This window comes from Sorangium sp. So ce131 (assembly GCF_051519095.1).
Classification (GTDB): Bacteria; Myxococcota_A; Polyangia; order Polyangiales; family Polyangiaceae; genus Sorangium.
In genome coordinates this window covers 5,178,746-5,194,105 of record NZ_CP150455.1, presented here as the reverse complement: position 1 = coordinate 5,194,105, position 15,360 = coordinate 5,178,746, and the positions used below count along the sequence as shown (strand labels likewise).

The window sequence follows — 15,360 nt, the reverse complement described above, 5'->3', positions numbered from 1 at the left end:
TCGTGCATCCGTGGTGGGCGCCGCCTACGCGGCGGCGCTCGTGTCCTTCACCTGGGGGGCGAACACGAAGGTGTCCGCGACGCCCGCGTCCAGCGCCACGTCCGCGGCCGGGTCGAAGCCCAGCGCGGCGAGCAGCGCGTCCCTGCCTGCGTGACCCGCGATCGAGCCCTGGATCGCCGCGCGCCGCGCGGCATCGTCCCCCGCGGCCGCGCGGAACGCGGGCAGCGCCGCGAAGGCGTGGGCGCCGAGGGCGTCGCCCGGCTCGAACAGCAGGAGCCTCACGGCCACGTCGTCGGTGTCCCCGCCCTTCGGCGGCTGCGCGGGCTCGATGCGCAGGCCGCTCAGCGCGCCCTCCACGAACGGGGTCCCGTTGACGTCGGGGAAACGCAGCCGGTCGCCGTTCATCCGCGGCTCCCCCCACACCGCGGCGGGCGCCCTCCGCTGCAGGGCGGTGAGCCTGAACTTGTCGCGCTCCACGTCCACCCCGTCGCGCCAGATGGAGACGCGGAGCTCGCTCCGGAGGTTGCCCGCCGTCACGCCCATGGGCGCCACCCCGAACCCGGCGTTGCCCCTCGCCGGCGAGCTCACCCCCGGGTGGTAGGCCTCCTTGATCGGGATCACCGAGTCGGTCGTGAGCGCGACCTCCTTCGGGTTGACCACCCACAGCGCCTCGCCCGTGACCGTCTTGACCTGCCGCATCAGGCCCTCGGCCACCGCGACGCTGCAGATCTCCTCGTCCGCGGGCAGGAGCGACGCGCGGAACTCGCCCCAGCCGATGGGCGTCGGCCCGAACGCGTCCCGGTTGCCGAACCTGACCGTCACCGAGAACAGGAAGACCTTGAGCTTGGCGTAGCCGCCGAGGTCCGGGCCCCAGACGTGCAGCTCGGCGCCCAGGCTGGCCGACAGGGGGCCCAGACCGAACTTGAAGTGCTGGCGCAGGTGCACGTCGTAGCAGTACGGCTTCCAGCAGATGAGGAAGTCGGCGCCCAGGCGGAAGGACGCCCAGGCGGGCCCGGCCTCGAAGTCGGCCGCGAAGCTGCCGCCCGCCATCACCGCGTGGGCGCACAGCGCCATGTAGGCCTCGCCCCGGAGCGACAGCGTGCTCCCGAGCCTCAGGTCGAAGCCGACGCGCGGCACGGTGGGATAGTGCTTCGGGACCTTGAACGACGGGTGGTAGCCGCCGATCGTGAACACGAAGTCGCCGGCCCTCTCGCCGGCAAACCAGGTGGCGAAGGCGAACCCGCCCGTCAGCCGGCACGACGGCGACAGCAGGTACGACGCGTCCGTGAGCTGCCCCTGCACGAGGAGGGTCCCCTCAGACGGGGCGAAGCGCGCTTGCAACGCCGTCTCCATCACGACGAGGGGCTCCGGGACGCCGAACGGCACCTCCAGCCGCGTCAGGCCGAGCAGGCCGAGCTCGAAGCGGTCGCCGAGCTCCGCCGTCAGCAGCGCGAACCCCTCGAGCATCTTGAACGAGGTGAACTTGACCCCGATCGCCAGGAAGCCCGCGTCCGGGGCGATCTTGATGTACCGGGAGAGCTCGCGGAGCTGGCCCGCGGCGACCACGCCGGGGTCGTCCGTGTCGTCGTCGCCGGAGCCGTCCATCGCCTGGGCCACCAGCGGGAAGCGCGCGACGTCCTCCAGCCGCGGGTCCTCGAGCGAGCGCCCGTAGCCGAAGCCGGCCGACAGGCCGGTCACGAAGAAGAACGGCGGGCCGCCGAGCGGGTACTTGAGCGTCGCGTACAGGAACAGCGACGGCCGGTCCTCGACGTAGGCATAGGCCCCGATCGCCGCGAGGCCGATCGACGCGGGCGGCTTGCCGCCGCTCGCCTTCAGGCGGAGCTCCAGCGCGGCCATGCCGGCGTACTCCTCGAAGCCGTCGCGCTCGCTGCGCAGGAACGCGCCGCCGACGCGCAGCGCGTCGTTCTCGTAGGCGAGGCCGAAGCCGTCGAGGCGGAGCTCCGGGTCGCCCCCGGGCAGCGGGAGGCGCACCGAGACGCCGTTCAGCAGCAGGCGGAGGGGGCCCACCGAGAGGACGATCTCCGGGACGAGCTCCGCGGCCCCGTCGCTGTACGTCAGGCCGAGCCGCGCGAAGTGCACCGGGCCCACGGCGCGCTGCACGTCGATCCAGGCGCCGTTCTGGCCGACGGTGACGAGGGCGTCTTCCGGCGCGCTCCGCGCCGCGCGCCCGGCCGACCGCGCGGACGCCGCGAGGAACGGGTTCGACGATCCCGAGCGCGGCCGGAGCGGCGTGTACCACGTCTGTCGGATGTCCCCGAAGGCGGCGTACCCGACGAGGTGCGCCCCGCGCGTGAGGTCCTGCGCGCTGGAGCTCGACGGCCGGATGAGGAACGGCGAGCTCAGCTCCTCCAGCACCCCGTTCAGCGCCTTGAGCTCCTTGTGCGTGAAGTCGTGCGTCGTCGCGAGCAGCTCGAGCGTGAAGTCGGCCTGCGCCTTCCCGTCCTCGAAGTACAGGCCCACGAGCGGCAGCTGCCCGAGGTTCACGCCGGCGTGGAAGCCCACGCCCACGAGGATCCTGCTCCCCAGGCCGCTGCCGGCGCGCCCCGAGAGGACCGCGACGACGTTGCCCCCGAGCGGGATCGCGAGCTCCTCCGGGATCAGCGCGGCGAGGCCCGGCGCGACGCCGCCGAACAGGGCGTGCAGGGGGATGGCCGGCTCGCCGGTGACGTTGAGCTGGGCGACGTACATGTCGCCCATCTTGCTCGTGAACTGCCCCTCGAACGCGATCCGGACGTCGTCCGAGACCGGGACGTCGATCTTGCCCCCGTACTCGGCGAGGCGCTTCCCTCCGGTGTTCTTGTCCGGCTTGATCACGATGTTCATCCCGAGGATCAGGTGCTGGGCCTCGCCCTCGTTGTCCTCGGAGACCTTGATGCCGATCGCGAAGGCGATCTCGTACTGGTTCTTCTGGGTGTTGGCGTAGAACGTCGCGCTCTGGAGCGGGAGCTGCTCGTCGAGGGTGCCCAGGAAGCCGGGGAAGAAGTCCACCTGGAACTGGGCGTACAGCGCCTCGCGCAGCGTCCGGATGCTGGCGAGATCGTCTTCGCCGATCACGATATCGAGGGCCATGGTCCGCCTCCTGGGTCCGCTGGCTGGGGGTCAGTATTTGATGATGTAGTTGACGACCAGGTATGGCGGCATGTTGTTGTGGGCCCGCCCTCCGCCGGAGTTCTGGATCGATATTCCCGTTGTTGAGCTCTCTGTCGGGCTCCACCCGTCACGGTCGCCTTCATCGCCATCTGAGTGCCTGTTATCGTCACCGCTCCCATGATAGACAGGGCTCCGATGAGAATGACCAGGGTCATTCACCCCGTGGTTGTGGACCGGCATCTCGTCGATGGTCAGGGTATGCGTGGCCGATCCCCCGCTCGCTGCCAGCGCGAAGCCTGAGCCGACCCCGACCGGGACTCGAGTCTTCAGGTCGGGGACATTGAAGCTCGACCCGGAGCCGCCATACTTGGTGCCTAGGACGGCAAACAGCTCTGCGTACTCCGTGCTCGACACCGACCTTCCATCACACACGATCCATCCCTCGGGGGCCGCGCTGCCGCCGTAAGCGACGATGGTGCCCACCGGGACCAGGAAGCCGGTCCTGTCCTTGGCCCTCCCCTCGGGGGTGAGGCGCAGCGCATCGACGCGCTGGCTTCCTTTCTGGGTGCGAAGGACGAGCCCGATGTCGCGCGTCGAGCTGTCGTCGTATGCCTGAAGATAGGCCAGGTTGCTCGTGGCGCGCTCGCGCAGCTGGACGTCCCCGGGGAGCTCGACCCTGGCCAGGGATCCGGTGCGGGCGTCGGCCCACAGGACGGGCTCGTTGCTGACGCCGCTGGTGCCGTGGATGGTCAGCTTGCCGGGGGCCGTCGTGCCGACGCCGAGGCGCATCTTGCCGTCGCTGAGCAGCTCCATCAGGGGCTGTTCCTCGTCTTTCTTGAAGAACTGCGCGACCTGGCTTTCCCCGGTCCCATTCGTATCGGACCGGAACCTGAGCGGACCCGTGTTCTGGAGCTGGCCGCTGTCGAGCAGCAGGTCTCCGTTGCGCACGTGGAGCCTGGCGTCCGGCACGTTCCCCCCGATCCCGATGCGGTCGCGCTCGTCCCCCCGGCCGAAGACGAGCGGCGCCTTCTCGACCGGGCACAGGATCTCCCCGTCCCAGTAGCCGGGCACGGCGCTGTAGCGGAGCTCGAGGTCCGCCGTCCCGCTCGGGTGCAGCGTCGCGAGGTTGCTCAGCGTCAGCGTGAGCGACTCCTGCGGCGCGAGCTCCACGGCGCTCCCGGGGGTGAGCACCCACTCCAGCAGGTCGCCGTCGGCGCTCTCCGTGGGACCCGAGGCCGTCCAGCCGGCGAGCGCGATCGACACGCCGTTCACCTGATCCTTGGTGCCGAGCGCCCACGGCTGCGCCGCCGGGGTCCCCACGGGCAGCGCCACCACGAGGCGGGATGTCCGCTCCGGCTGGTTGGCGTCGTAGACGAAGCGCAGCTTCTGCTGGCTCCTCGGCGAGGCGCTGTTCACGAGGCGCAGGGTCAACGTGTTCGTCTGGTTGTCCACGTTGAGGACCCGGCTCGGCCCGTCGAAGCGCACCCGCAGCGGGATGTCCGGCCTCCCCCGCCGGTCGCGCACCCCGAGGTGGAGCGTCTCTTCCAGGAGGTAGTCCCCGCCCTGCCCGGGACCGCGCAGGTTGAGGGGGAACACATTGGCAGCGTCGAAGCTCTCCACCACGTTGGGCTTCGGCCAGGAGAGGCCCAGGACCACCTCGGCGCCGGCGTCGGGCGTCGCGGACACGCCCTGGAGCAGCACCACCAGCCCGTCTCCCGGCGCGATCTGGACGTCCGGGCTGCACCAGGCCAGGTACAGGTCCGTCGTGCCGTCCTGGCGGTCGACGCGTTTGACGTCCCAGTCCGCCCCCTCCACGCGCGTCTCCCGCGAGGCCAGCGCGCCCGCCGGGAAGCGCAGCCGGAAATGGTGCGCGCCTCCCCCCTCGCCCGCGGACGGCCGCTGGCGCAGGAGGATCGTCACGTCGGTCAGGATGTTGAGGATGTCGAGCTGGAGCGCATGGCCGGAGCCGAGCTTCTCGATGAGCAGCACGTTCTCCAGGCGCTCGCCGCGGGCGTTGAACAGCTCGTAGCTGACCTTGAACCCGAACGGCATCTTCTTTTCAGTCTGTGGCGTCATCGTCGTTCCCTATTCCTTGGGTTGCCGGCTTGGGGTCAGGCCTTGATGATGTAGTGGAGGAGCTGGCTCGACTGCGCCGGAGCGCTGGTGCTCAGGTCGGGGACACGGAACTTGCCCTCCCCGGCGTCGCCATAGGTGGTGCCGAGGAGGTCAGACAGCTCCTGGTGGTCCTTGCTGTCATGCTCGGCCCCGTCGCACATCAGCCATCCCTCGGGGGCGGGAGGCGCGGTGCCGGCGTAGGCGACGACGGTGCCCACCGGGACCACGAAGCCGGTATCGTCCTTGAACCTGCCGCGCAGGAGGCGCAACGTGCCGTCGCCGAGCAGCTCCATCAGGGGAACCGCTTCGTTCTGCTTGAGGAAGCGGGCCACGGTGTCGCCCTCCTCCACGTCGGCACGGAACGTGAGCGCGTGCGCGCCGTGGAGCTCCGCGTAGGGCGCGTGCAAGCGCAACTTTCCGAGGCGAGACAGCGTCATCAGAAGAGCATCTTGGTGGGAGAACTGCGCGACGGGGTTGTCATCGTGGGTCTTTTGGAAGGCCCGGAACATGAACCAGTTGCCATGCTGGATCTCACCGGTGTCGATCATCATGTCGCCCCTGTGCAGGTGGAGCGAAGCGGATGGCTCGGCATGTCCGATCCCGACATTCGTGTAGGTGCCGACCCGACCGAAGTGGATCGGCGACTTCTCGACCGGGCAGAGGATCTCCCCGTCCGAGTAGCCGGGAACGGCGCTGTAGCGGAGCTCGAGGTACGCCGTCCCGCTCGGGTGAGTCGTCGCCATGTCGCTCAGCGTCAGCGTGAGGGACTCCCGCGGCGCGATCGTCACGTCCTTCGTGGGGGTGAGCTCCCACTCGAGCAGGTCGCCGTCAGCGTTCAGCGTGGGCCCGGAGACCGTCCAGTCGGCGAGCGTGATCTTCGTACGTTCTAGAAAAGACTTGTAACCAAGCGCCCATGGCTGCGCCTCGGCGGTCTCCACGGGCAGCGCCACGACCAGGCGGGAGCTCTTCGCGGGATCGCTCGGGTCGCGGTGGAAGCGGAGGATCTCCTGGCTTTGCGGCGAAGCGCTGTTGACCAGACGAAGGGTCAGCGTGGTGTTCGGGGTCGTGGCGATGTTGATCACCTGATTGGACCCCTCGAAGCGCGCCCGAAGCGGGATGTCCGGCCTCCCTCGCCGGTCGCGCACGCCGAGGGCGAGCTGCTGGGCCAGGGAGCAGTCCGAGCCCGCGCTGCCCTCGGGCGGGACGAGGTGGAAGACGTTGGGATCGTCCGGGCCCTCCGGCACGACGAGCGCCGGCCAGGAGAGGTCCACGATCACCTCCGTACCGGCGTCGGGGGCCGCGTACAGTCCCTGGACCAGCAGCATCAGCCGGTCTCCCGGCGCGATCCGGACGTCCGGGCTGCGCCAGGCCAGGTACACGTCCGTCGCGCCGTCCTCGCGGTCGACGCGCCGGATGTCCCAGTCCGCCCCCACCACGCGTGTCTCCCGCGCGGCCAGCGCGCCCGCCGCGAAGCGCAGCCGGAAGTGATGCGCGCCCAGCACCTCGCCCGCGGTCGGCCGCTGGCGCAGGACGATCGCCTCGTCGGTCAGGAGGTTTTCGATGTCGAGCCGGAGCGTGTGGCCGGCGCCCGGGTTCTCGAGGAGCAGCGTGTCCCGCAGCCGCTCGCCGCGCGCGTTGAACAGCTCGTAGCTGACCTCGAACCCGAATGGCATCTTCTTATTGGTCTCTTCCGTCATGATGTCTTCCCTCTCCACCAAAGGCCGCGCGGCCCCTCACTCGCTCGCCACGAGCCGCACCCGCTAGAGCCCCTCTCTGGGTTCGCCAGGTGGGGTCGATGCTCGATGATGACGTCGAGATCGCCTCAACCGCCCGATCCCTCGGTGCGCCGCAGCATCAGCCAGCCCTCGCGGAGCTCCTGCGGCGCGGCGAACGCGGCGCGCGGGTTCGGCGGCGCGAGCTCGCTCGTCTCGGCCCAGCCGCCGCCGGCCTCCTGCGTCACCCACGACCACACGTGCCCCGGCTGCCGCGGCACCTCCAGCCGGAGCGCCCCCCGGTCCGTGAGCAGCGGCGCCGTCAGGAAGCTGACCTCCATCGCGTCGAGGGCCTCGCGGTAGTGCGCCGGCGCCAGGCGGAGCTGCGAGCTCGGCAGCACGCCCGTGGTCGCGTGCACCTGGCCCCCCGGGTCGAGCAGCAGCGTCACGCGCTGCTCCGGCCCGTCGGGCGTCCGCTCGACATGCAGCGATCCGTCGGCGTAGGTGCGGATCTTGTCGTGCCCGATCGCGCGGAGCTGCGGCGAGTAGAACACCCCGTCCGCGTACGACCCGTCGTCCTGCTCCAGGAAGTAGCCCACGAGGCCGTCGTCGAGCTGCGCGAACTCGCCGAGACGCACGGGGATCTTCACCTGCTCCAGCCCGCGGGTCGTGGTCGTGCCCTCGCCCGTCACGTCGGCCACCGCGCTCGGATCGAAGGCCGGCGGGCCCTGGAGCTCCAGGGCGAACGCGGCCCGCACCACCGCCACGGGCCGCGCCACGAGCAGCGCCCGGCCCGGGTTCGCGGCGTTCGCCTCGGGATCGATGGTGTCGAGCGCCGTCCGCTGCGCCGAGAGGAAGAGGCGCAGGAAGTCCGGGCCCTCTGCGCGCACGTGCTTGACCACCCGATCGAGGTGGGCGTTCGGGAGCTGGAAGTCGCCGCGCGCGTCCGTCCGCACCCGGCCGCCGCTCTCCGGCGCGGTGCGCCACGTGTTGCCGCGGTCGAGCGCGCCGAGCGCGCGGCCCTCCTTGTCGTAGACCGCGAGCGCGCCGTCGAGGGTGTTGACCAGCAGGAAGCCGCAGACTGGATTGGTGTCCGGGTGCTCGCTCGTGCGCTGGCGCGCGCCCTCCAGCGGCTCCGCCGGCAGCCACTCGAAGCGCAGGCGCGCCGGCTGCGAGAGCCGGGGCGTGAGCAGGACGTGGTAGAGGAGCCCCTCGGACGGTGTCTGGTCGGTCGTGGTGATGACCTTCGCGTCGGCGGACGACTCGAGGTCGACCACGTCCTTCGCCTGCCCGAACGTGTCCACCAGCTTGAGGCCGGTGATCGACATGGCCCCGGCGCGCAGCGGGTTGAAGCGGTCGAACGCGAGCGGCCGGCGCTGGATGCTGCGGCCCATCACGTCGCGCGCCGTGTCCGTGTAGAAAAGGTCCTCCGAGTCGTCGCGGGCCGTGGGCAAGGCGATCCCGAGCTGCATCGTCGGCTCGCGGAGGAGCAGCACCTTGTTGAAGTTGCCGAGCGACTGGGCCAGGCACGGCGCCCGCTCCAGCTCCTCGTAGGCCCAGAGCGCGGTGAACACGGGGTCCTCGATCCCCGGCGCCGGCGTCGTCTGCCCGAGGTACCACGCCTTGATCTCGGCGAAGTGCTGCTCGAGGTAGCCCTTGCCTCGCTCGTCGTCGGGGACGCCGTGCTCCTCGTAGTAGTCCTGCAAGACGCCGTGCTCGAGGTAGTGGACGAGGCGCTCGCGCACCTCCAGGCCCGCCGACGGCGTCAGCAGGCTGACGCCCGTGTAGCTGCTGACCATCGACGAGAAGCTGTCCTCCTGCCCCGGCAGGAGGGCGTGATCCACCGCCTGCGTGTCGAGCTTGTAGTGCGTGCGCACGAGCTCGGGGTCGTAGTCGCCGTTCTCGTCGCGGCCGCAGGAGGCGACGTGGAAGGACCAGTGCATCAGGAACGGGTTCCACGGCGGCTCCGCCCAGACGCTCCCCTCGTCCGCGCCGAGCCCCGCGAGGTAGGCCTGCAAGGCGGCGACGGTGGCGTCCGGCAGCGCCGCGAGGTCGAGCGCCGCGTCCACGCGGTCGCACGGGAGCAGGTCCTCGTCTGCGCCGCCCTTCCAGATCGCGCCCGCCGCCGCCTCGCCCGTGATGAGCAGGACCGGATCGGCCGGCTCGTAATAAGGCGCCGCCGGCAGCGTGCGCACGGCGAACGGCGCGGCCGCCCCCGCCTCGGTCGCGTTGTACGCCAGCACGGCCGATTGCAGCGCCTCGAGCGCCGCCGCGAGCCGCCCCGCGATCGACGACGAAGGCGGCGGGATCTCCAGCAGGAGCCCCTCGGCGTCCGCGCGCACGGGATAGACGACGCCGCGGTCGTGGATCTCCCACGCCTCGTCCCTCTGCAGCACCGCGACCGTGTGATCGGCGGACAGCCTGAACGCCTCGTCGATGCAGTTGGGGAACTCGACGGGCCAGACCCAGTAATCGTCGCCCGACTCGTCCAGATCGAAGGGGGCCCCCGCGTTGAGGCTCGCCACGTAGTCGGCGTAGTAGCTGCTCAGGCGGGAGACGATCCGGTGGACCACGGGCTCGACGCGGGCGCGGAAACCGCCGGTCGCCTCGTCCTGCTCGAGCGCCAGCTGCCCCAGGGAGGTGCGCCGGCGCCGCACGGGCACGACGTAGCCCTCGAAGAAGTTGACGCCCACGACCTCCCTCGCGTTCACGAGGGCGTGCCAGCGGACGTACATCCGCTGGCGCAGGTGCTCGAGCTCGTCGAGCGCGCGCTGGTGCTCGTCCTGGAGCGTGTTCAGCGCCTCGAGCAGGCCCGCCCATTCGGGCGGCTGCGTCCGCGCCGCGCGCGCCGGCGCCCGGCGCAGCCGCGCGAACAGGTCCCCCGCGCCCTCGGTCTCCGGCTGCACCGCCCACCGGACGCCGGCCGCGTGCGAGGCGAACCCCCGCTCGTGGCGCGCCTCGTAGAGGATCGCGTCGAGGTCGAGCCGGTGCCCCTCCAGCCGGTCCGCGAGCTGCAGCGCCTCGAGCTGGTCCTCGATGAGGCGGCGCTTCTCGAGGGCCTCCTCGTTGGTCTCGGGGGCGTGCAGGTACGCCAGGTAGGCGGCCAGCGCCTCCGTCTCGGTCTGCCCCACGGCGAGCTGCGGCGGGGGCAGGTCGCGGACGACATCCCGCGCCGCGCGCGCGCCCGGCGCGAACGTGAGCCGCGCGTGGAAGAGCGTCGCCTGCGGCAGCGCCTCGCCCGGCGGGGCCGCCGCGAGCGTCCACTCGAGCTTCTCCTCGAGCAGCGCCTTCAGCTTCGCCGGCGTGTCAGCCGCGGCGAGCAGCGGGGCCAGGCAGTCGCGCCGCGGGTCGCCGTACCAGCCGATGACGTCGTAGCGCAGCCCCGAAGGCGGCGTGCGCGTCGGGAAGTCCGCGTCCCGGAACCCGAACACGGTGCGGCAGTTCGGGTAGAACGACGCGAACGTCGCCCGCACCGGATCGAGGACCGCGACCTCCGTCTCGGGCCCGACGGCGGTGAGCGCCGCGAGGTGCTCGTTCTTCGGATCCGCGTGCGTGGTGCGCCACTCCGCGAGCGGCAGGGCGCGCCCGAGGAAGCGATAGCGATACCCCTCTCCCGGCGCCGGATCGGGCACGGCCATCACGTTGACCGGCGCCTCCCCCTCGCTCTCGATGTCGTCGCCCCAGCCCTCCGGATAGAGGTAATCGCTCTCCACCACCCACTGCCGCTCCGGCTTCCCCCCGCCGCTGCGCAGGACGAGCCAGCGGTTCGGCACCTCGGGGAACCGCGTCCCCTGCGCCTCGTGCTCCCCCCGGGCGAGGGCGTCCGGCAGGAGCCAGTGCAGGTGGATGCCGGGCAGGAGCGGCAGGTCCCGCGAGAACGGCGGCGCGAGGAGGTGCTCGCTCAGGTTGGGGTTGTCGTCGTAGTCGACCCCTCCGGCCCGGAACGGCAGCCGGCGGTAGTCCGCCATGGCCCGGACCACACGCCTCCGGTCCCTGGCCGCGTCGTCGTCGCCGTCGTCCAGGCACATGGCCTGTAGCCGGAGAGGAACCCGGAGAAAGTGCTGCGCGTTGCTCGTTGCCGTCATGTCTGCCCCGCTCCGCGATCCGTCGATCGGGGTTCTTTGTTAAAACGTCATTCCGTCGACCTCGCATTCGCCCGGGACGCAAGGCGACGACCGGCGAGGCGCGCTGCCCGCGCGCCGCCGGGAAGCACGCCGTGGATACCCGCGAGCGCCGGGACTTTTCCATGGGACCTTGGTCCCATTGCGCTCGTCGCGCGCCGTGTGTTAGGGCACCGCGCGATAGCAGCTGACCGGCGGTCGAACAATCCGCGCCGATCCGCGCGAATCCGCGCGAGGAGCGCGCGCACGGCGATGACGGGCGATGGCGAGCACGAAATCGTCCGCCGTGCCGCGCGCGCGGCCCCAGCTGCTCGGCGCGGAGGCGGCGTGGGTGCCTGCTCGAGCAAGCACCTGCTGCATGCTCGATCAGGCACCGGAGCGCCCTGGAGCAGGGCCCCGGGGCCTCACATCGCCATCCAGCCTGCGCGTTTCCGCGACGTTTGCGGTGCTGGGCCTGGCGAGCTCCCTCGGTACGCGTGGTGCTTCGCGGTACGGGCATGATCCTGGCACCATCAGACCCGAGCTCGAGGAACGTGCCATGATGCGGACGCTGGAGCTGAGCGGCTGTCCCTACTGCAAGCGCAAGCTGGCGCATGGGACCCACCTCGTGGGGCACGGCGTCCGTCACGACGGCGCGGCGGCGCCGAGCGGGCAGCTCTTCGAGCATCCGGCAGGGCCGCCTCTCAGCGCCAGGGCGAGCGTCCAGCATGTCACCCGGCGGGTGATGGAGTCCGAGTGCCCTGGGATCTATGACGCGCTCCCGCCGCAGTTTCGCGATCGATTGCCGGCGAGCGTGCTGGCGTCGCCGCGAAACGCGCAGATCTTCCGGAGCGGATTCGATGTCTTCCCGGGCCTCATCACCGGGCTCTTCAAGCGCCTGAAGTACGTCGAGGGGACCGACTGGCCCATGTGGAAGCTCGTCGCCGCCTTCTATCTGCTCGAGGTGAGCATCGGCAAGGGCGTCGCGAAGCACGCGGGGGAGAAGATCTATGAGACCATGCCGTGGCCCCTCCAGGTCCGCACGGTCGCCGACGCCCTGCGCTTCACGGAGGTGGCGTACTTCGAGTCGCACATGAGGGCGCCCCGGTGGCTCGCGGGCTGCTGGCGCGTCGAGCGCGAGACCTCGACGTGCATCGTGCTCGCCGACGACACGCCCTACCCCTGCTACGTCAACGAAGGCGTCGTGGCGGGGATCGCGCGCGCGTTCTCGCGACAGAAGCCCAGGTACCGGATCCTCGACGAGGCCGAGGCGAAGCGCGCGGGCGGGAGCGTCACCCGGTACGAAATCGAGTTCACGCCGGGCTGACGCTCGGCCGTTGCCGCCGTCAGCGTCCATCACCCCCATCCGCCAAGGCCGAGGGCCGGGCGCGCTCCGGCGCGCCGAGCCGCGCGCCGAGCTCGTGGACCCGGAGCTCCTCGGCCAGGCCGCGCACCTCCCGGATCCACCGCGCAGCCCGCGCGGCGAGAAGTAGGACCAAGGTCCTATAGGCAGCGCCGACGCGCTGTTGTAATCGGTCCGCCTCGGCTCGCAGGGGCCCGGTCTTCGTTCCGGGTGCGACGCCGGAAGGTTTGACGCCTTGCCAGGCCGGTCCCGGGCGCTGGCCCCTACCTCATTCACATCGTGTTTGCCTTTTCATAGGCATCGGAGGACCAGAATGTATAGCCGACACCTCGTTCCACTCCTCTTCGGCCTTCTTCTCGGCGTCCCCGCCTGCGGGGATGACTCAGACGGCGGCGCCGGCGGCGCCGGCGGCACCGGCGGCGCTGGTGGCGAGGGAGGCGCTGGCGACGGCGGCACCGGCGGCACCGGCGGCACCGGCGGCACCGGCGACGGCGGCACCGGCGGTACCGGCGGCGCTGGCGGCGGTCCGGGCGAAACGGCCGAGGAGCAGGTGGCCGCGAAGCTCGAGGAGATCCGCGGCGATCACGACGCGGTCCGAGCGTTCGTGCTGGCCATGCCCAAGGGAGGTGATCTCCACAGCCACACCTCGGGCGCCGTCACCCCGGAGAGCATGATCGCGTGGGGCGCCGCCGACGGGGCCTGCATCAACACGACGACCTTCGTGGCCTCGTCGGGCCCCTGCACGGACGGCAGCGTGCCCATCCTGGACGCGCTCGCGGATCCGGCCCTGTACGACAGCATCGTCCAGGCATGGTCCATGGAGGATTTCATGGGCACGCTCCTCGAAGGCCACCAGCACTTCTTCGACTCCTTCGGCAAGTTCGGAGGGGTCCTCATCGACGCGCGGGGCGACGACATGGTGGCGCAGATCCGCTCCACGGCCGGGACGAACAACCAGGTGTACATCGAGCTCATGCAGGGCTTCGGCTCCGGCACGGCGGGCACCATCGCGGAGGGCACGATGCTGCCGGACGACGAATGGGACGAGCCGTACCTCCTGGAGAAGCGCGCCGACATCATCGCGGATCCCGGGTTCGGGCCGGCCATCGACGCCGCGAAGGTGAGCATCGAGAGCGCGCTCTCGGGCTCCGACGTGCTGCTCGGCTGCGGCACCGCGGCGGCCGACCCGGGGTGCAACGTCGACGTCCGCTTCCTCGTCGCGGCCAACCGGACCCGGCCCCGCGCGCACGTCTTCGGGCAATGGGTCTTCGCCTTCGAGCTCGCCCAGGTCGTCCCGCAGATCGTCGGGGTGAACCTGGTCTCGCCCGAGGAGAACGCGAACTCCCTGCGCTACTACAATGACGAGATGATGGCGCTGAACGTGCTCGATCGCTTCAACGAGGAGGACGCCACCCGGAAGCCGGTCCACGTCGGGCTTCACGCGGGAGAGCTCATCCCCGAGGTGCTCCCGATGACGCCGGAGGGACAGCTGGAGCTCGACTATCATATCCGGAACGCCGTGGAGATCGCGGGCGCGGAGCGCATCGGCCACGGGGTCGACGCGCTCGGCGAGATGGCCGGCGACGGCGCGGACGACCTCTTGTCCGACATGGCGCGCATGGGCGTCATGGTCGAGATCTGCTTGACCTCCAACGACGCCCTGCTCGACGTGGAGGGCAGCGAGCACCCGCTGAAGCGGTACATGGCGAAGGGCGTACCGGTGGCGCTGTCGACGGACGATCAAGGCATCCTGCGCATCGACATCACCCACGAGTACACCCGCGCCGTCGAGGAGCACGGGCTCACGTATCCCGAGCTCAAGAAGCTCGCCAGGACCAGCCTGGAGCACGCCTTCCTGGCCGGCGAGAGCCTCTGGAAGACGCGCGACGACTTCACCGCGCTCGTGGACGAGTGCGCCTCGGACTCGCCCGGGGCGACGCCCTCCGCGGCGTGCGAGTCGTTCCTTCAAGCGAGCGACAAGGCGCGCCTCCAGTGGAGGCACGAGAGCGCCACGACCGCGTTCGAAGCGTCCGTCGTGAACCCATGACGCGCACCTGAGGCGCCTGCTCTGCGGGGCCTATCAGCGCAGGCTCCGGACGCGCGGCGCACGCGCAACCCGATGAATCGAACGACTCATGCCGTGAAGTCCGGCGCTGCGTCCCAGGCGATCGGGAACGACGTGGAACCGCGTGGCAGCGGATTTCGGGTTGGAGCGTCCAGTCGATCGCGCGTGGCCCCGAGCCGTCCGGCGATCGCCGAAGCGCGCCTGGAGACTGTAATCTCACATCGCCCCCCAAAGCCAGGCAGCGGCTCAAAACTTCGTACAGCGCGACGCCGAGCTCGTGCGAATCCATCACCGGCACGCCGTACTCTACTCTACTCTACGCTGCGCCTGCGCCTGCGCCTGCGCCTGCGCCGTGGTCGTGCGTCGCGCAGCCGCCGCGAGTCCCCCCGGGCCGCGGTGTCATTGCAAGCGATCGCGCTTCTCGACGCGGCTCCGCGCCTGGCATTAAGGCTTTACACGCTCGGCTCGGTGGGCGAATAATCGCCCCGTGCGACATCGCGTGGCTCGGGCACGCGACGCGGATGACGCGCTCGGGAATGCTGATCGGCACGCCAGGGTACATGGCGCCCGAGCAAGCACGCGGTGAGGCGAGTATCGATGCGCGCGCGGACGTGTTCTCCCTTGGCTGTGTGCTCTTCGAGTGTCTGACGGGCGAACCTGCGTTTGGCGGTCAGCACGTGGCGGCGATCCTGACCAAGGTGCTCCTCGAGGAGACGCGGAGGGCGCGGAGCGTGCGGCCCGCGATCCCGGAGCTGCTTGACGAGCTTTTGCGAAGGATGCTGTCCAAGCAACGAGAAGAGCGGCCGATTGATGGCCAGGCAGCAGCGACGGCGCTGCATGCGCTCCAGCGGTTGCCTTCGGAGCCTCGATCCGGGCGTCGTCGTTGACACGCGA

7 protein-coding genes are annotated in these 15,360 nt (G+C 70.8%); 3 read left to right on the top strand and 4 right to left on the bottom strand.

Features of this window, described 5'->3' with window-relative positions; genetic code table 11:
- Positions 1 to 24: 24 nt before the first annotated feature.
- The 4 genes from WMF43_RS18660 to WMF43_RS18645 form a co-directional block, all read right to left on the bottom strand.
- Positions 25 to 3,090: a DUF6603 domain-containing protein gene (locus tag WMF43_RS18660; protein WP_437681902.1), complete on the bottom strand. Its 3,066-nt coding sequence runs from the start codon at positions 3,088 to 3,090 to the stop codon at positions 25 to 27.
- A 30-nt stretch (positions 3,091 to 3,120) separates the two neighbouring features.
- Positions 3,121 to 5,187, bottom strand: a complete 2,067-nt coding sequence (locus tag WMF43_RS18655; protein WP_437681900.1) for a phage tail protein — start codon at positions 5,185 to 5,187, stop codon at positions 3,121 to 3,123.
- A gap of 35 nt (positions 5,188 to 5,222) precedes the next feature.
- Positions 5,223 to 6,923: a phage tail protein gene (locus tag WMF43_RS18650; RefSeq protein WP_437681898.1), complete on the bottom strand. Its 1,701-nt coding sequence runs from the start codon at positions 6,921 to 6,923 to the stop codon at positions 5,223 to 5,225.
- A gap of 125 nt (positions 6,924 to 7,048) precedes the next feature.
- The gene (locus tag WMF43_RS18645; protein WP_437681896.1) at positions 7,049 to 11,023 is read right to left on the bottom strand and encodes a hypothetical protein; all 3,975 of its coding nucleotides are present in this window, start codon (positions 11,021 to 11,023) and stop codon (positions 7,049 to 7,051) included.
- Positions 11,024 to 11,597: 574 nt separating this feature from the next.
- Here WMF43_RS18645 and WMF43_RS18640 point away from each other — a divergent pair.
- The 3 genes from WMF43_RS18640 to WMF43_RS18630 all read left to right on the top strand — a co-directional run bounded on the left by WMF43_RS18640 (position 11,598) and on the right by WMF43_RS18630 (position 15,353).
- Positions 11,598 to 12,365 carry a hypothetical protein gene (locus WMF43_RS18640; RefSeq protein WP_437681895.1) on the top strand — a complete coding sequence of 256 codons (768 nt, stop codon included), beginning with the start codon at positions 11,598 to 11,600 and terminating at the stop codon, positions 12,363 to 12,365.
- A 349-nt stretch (positions 12,366 to 12,714) separates the two neighbouring features.
- Positions 12,715 to 14,448 carry an adenosine deaminase family protein gene (locus WMF43_RS18635; RefSeq protein ID WP_437681893.1) on the top strand — a complete coding sequence of 578 codons (1,734 nt, stop codon included), beginning with the start codon at positions 12,715 to 12,717 and terminating at the stop codon, positions 14,446 to 14,448.
- A 554-nt stretch (positions 14,449 to 15,002) separates the two neighbouring features.
- Positions 15,003 to 15,353 carry a protein kinase domain-containing protein gene (locus WMF43_RS18630; RefSeq protein ID WP_437681892.1) on the top strand — a complete coding sequence of 117 codons (351 nt, stop codon included), beginning with the start codon at positions 15,003 to 15,005 and terminating at the stop codon, positions 15,351 to 15,353.
- The last annotated feature ends 7 nt before the right edge of the window (positions 15,354 to 15,360 follow it).

Excerpts from the sequence above, each read along its gene's own strand:
- WMF43_RS18645 (WP_437681896.1), bottom strand. The coding sequence starts at position 11,023 with ATGACGGCAACGAGCAACGCGCAGCACTTTCTCCGGGTTCCTCTCCGG.
- WMF43_RS18660 (WP_437681902.1), bottom strand. The coding sequence starts at position 3,090 with ATGGCCCTCGATATCGTGATCGGCGAAGACGATCTCGCCAGCATCCGG.
- WMF43_RS18635 (WP_437681893.1), top strand. The coding sequence starts at position 12,715 with ATGTATAGCCGACACCTCGTTCCACTCCTCTTCGGCCTTCTTCTCGGC.
- WMF43_RS18650 (WP_437681898.1), bottom strand. The coding sequence starts at position 6,923 with ATGACGGAAGAGACCAATAAGAAGATGCCATTCGGGTTCGAGGTCAGC.
- WMF43_RS18630 (WP_437681892.1), top strand. The coding sequence starts at position 15,003 with ATGCTGATCGGCACGCCAGGGTACATGGCGCCCGAGCAAGCACGCGGT.
- WMF43_RS18655 (WP_437681900.1), bottom strand. The coding sequence starts at position 5,187 with ATGACGCCACAGACTGAAAAGAAGATGCCGTTCGGGTTCAAGGTCAGC.
- WMF43_RS18640 (WP_437681895.1), top strand. The coding sequence starts at position 11,598 with ATGATGCGGACGCTGGAGCTGAGCGGCTGTCCCTACTGCAAGCGCAAG.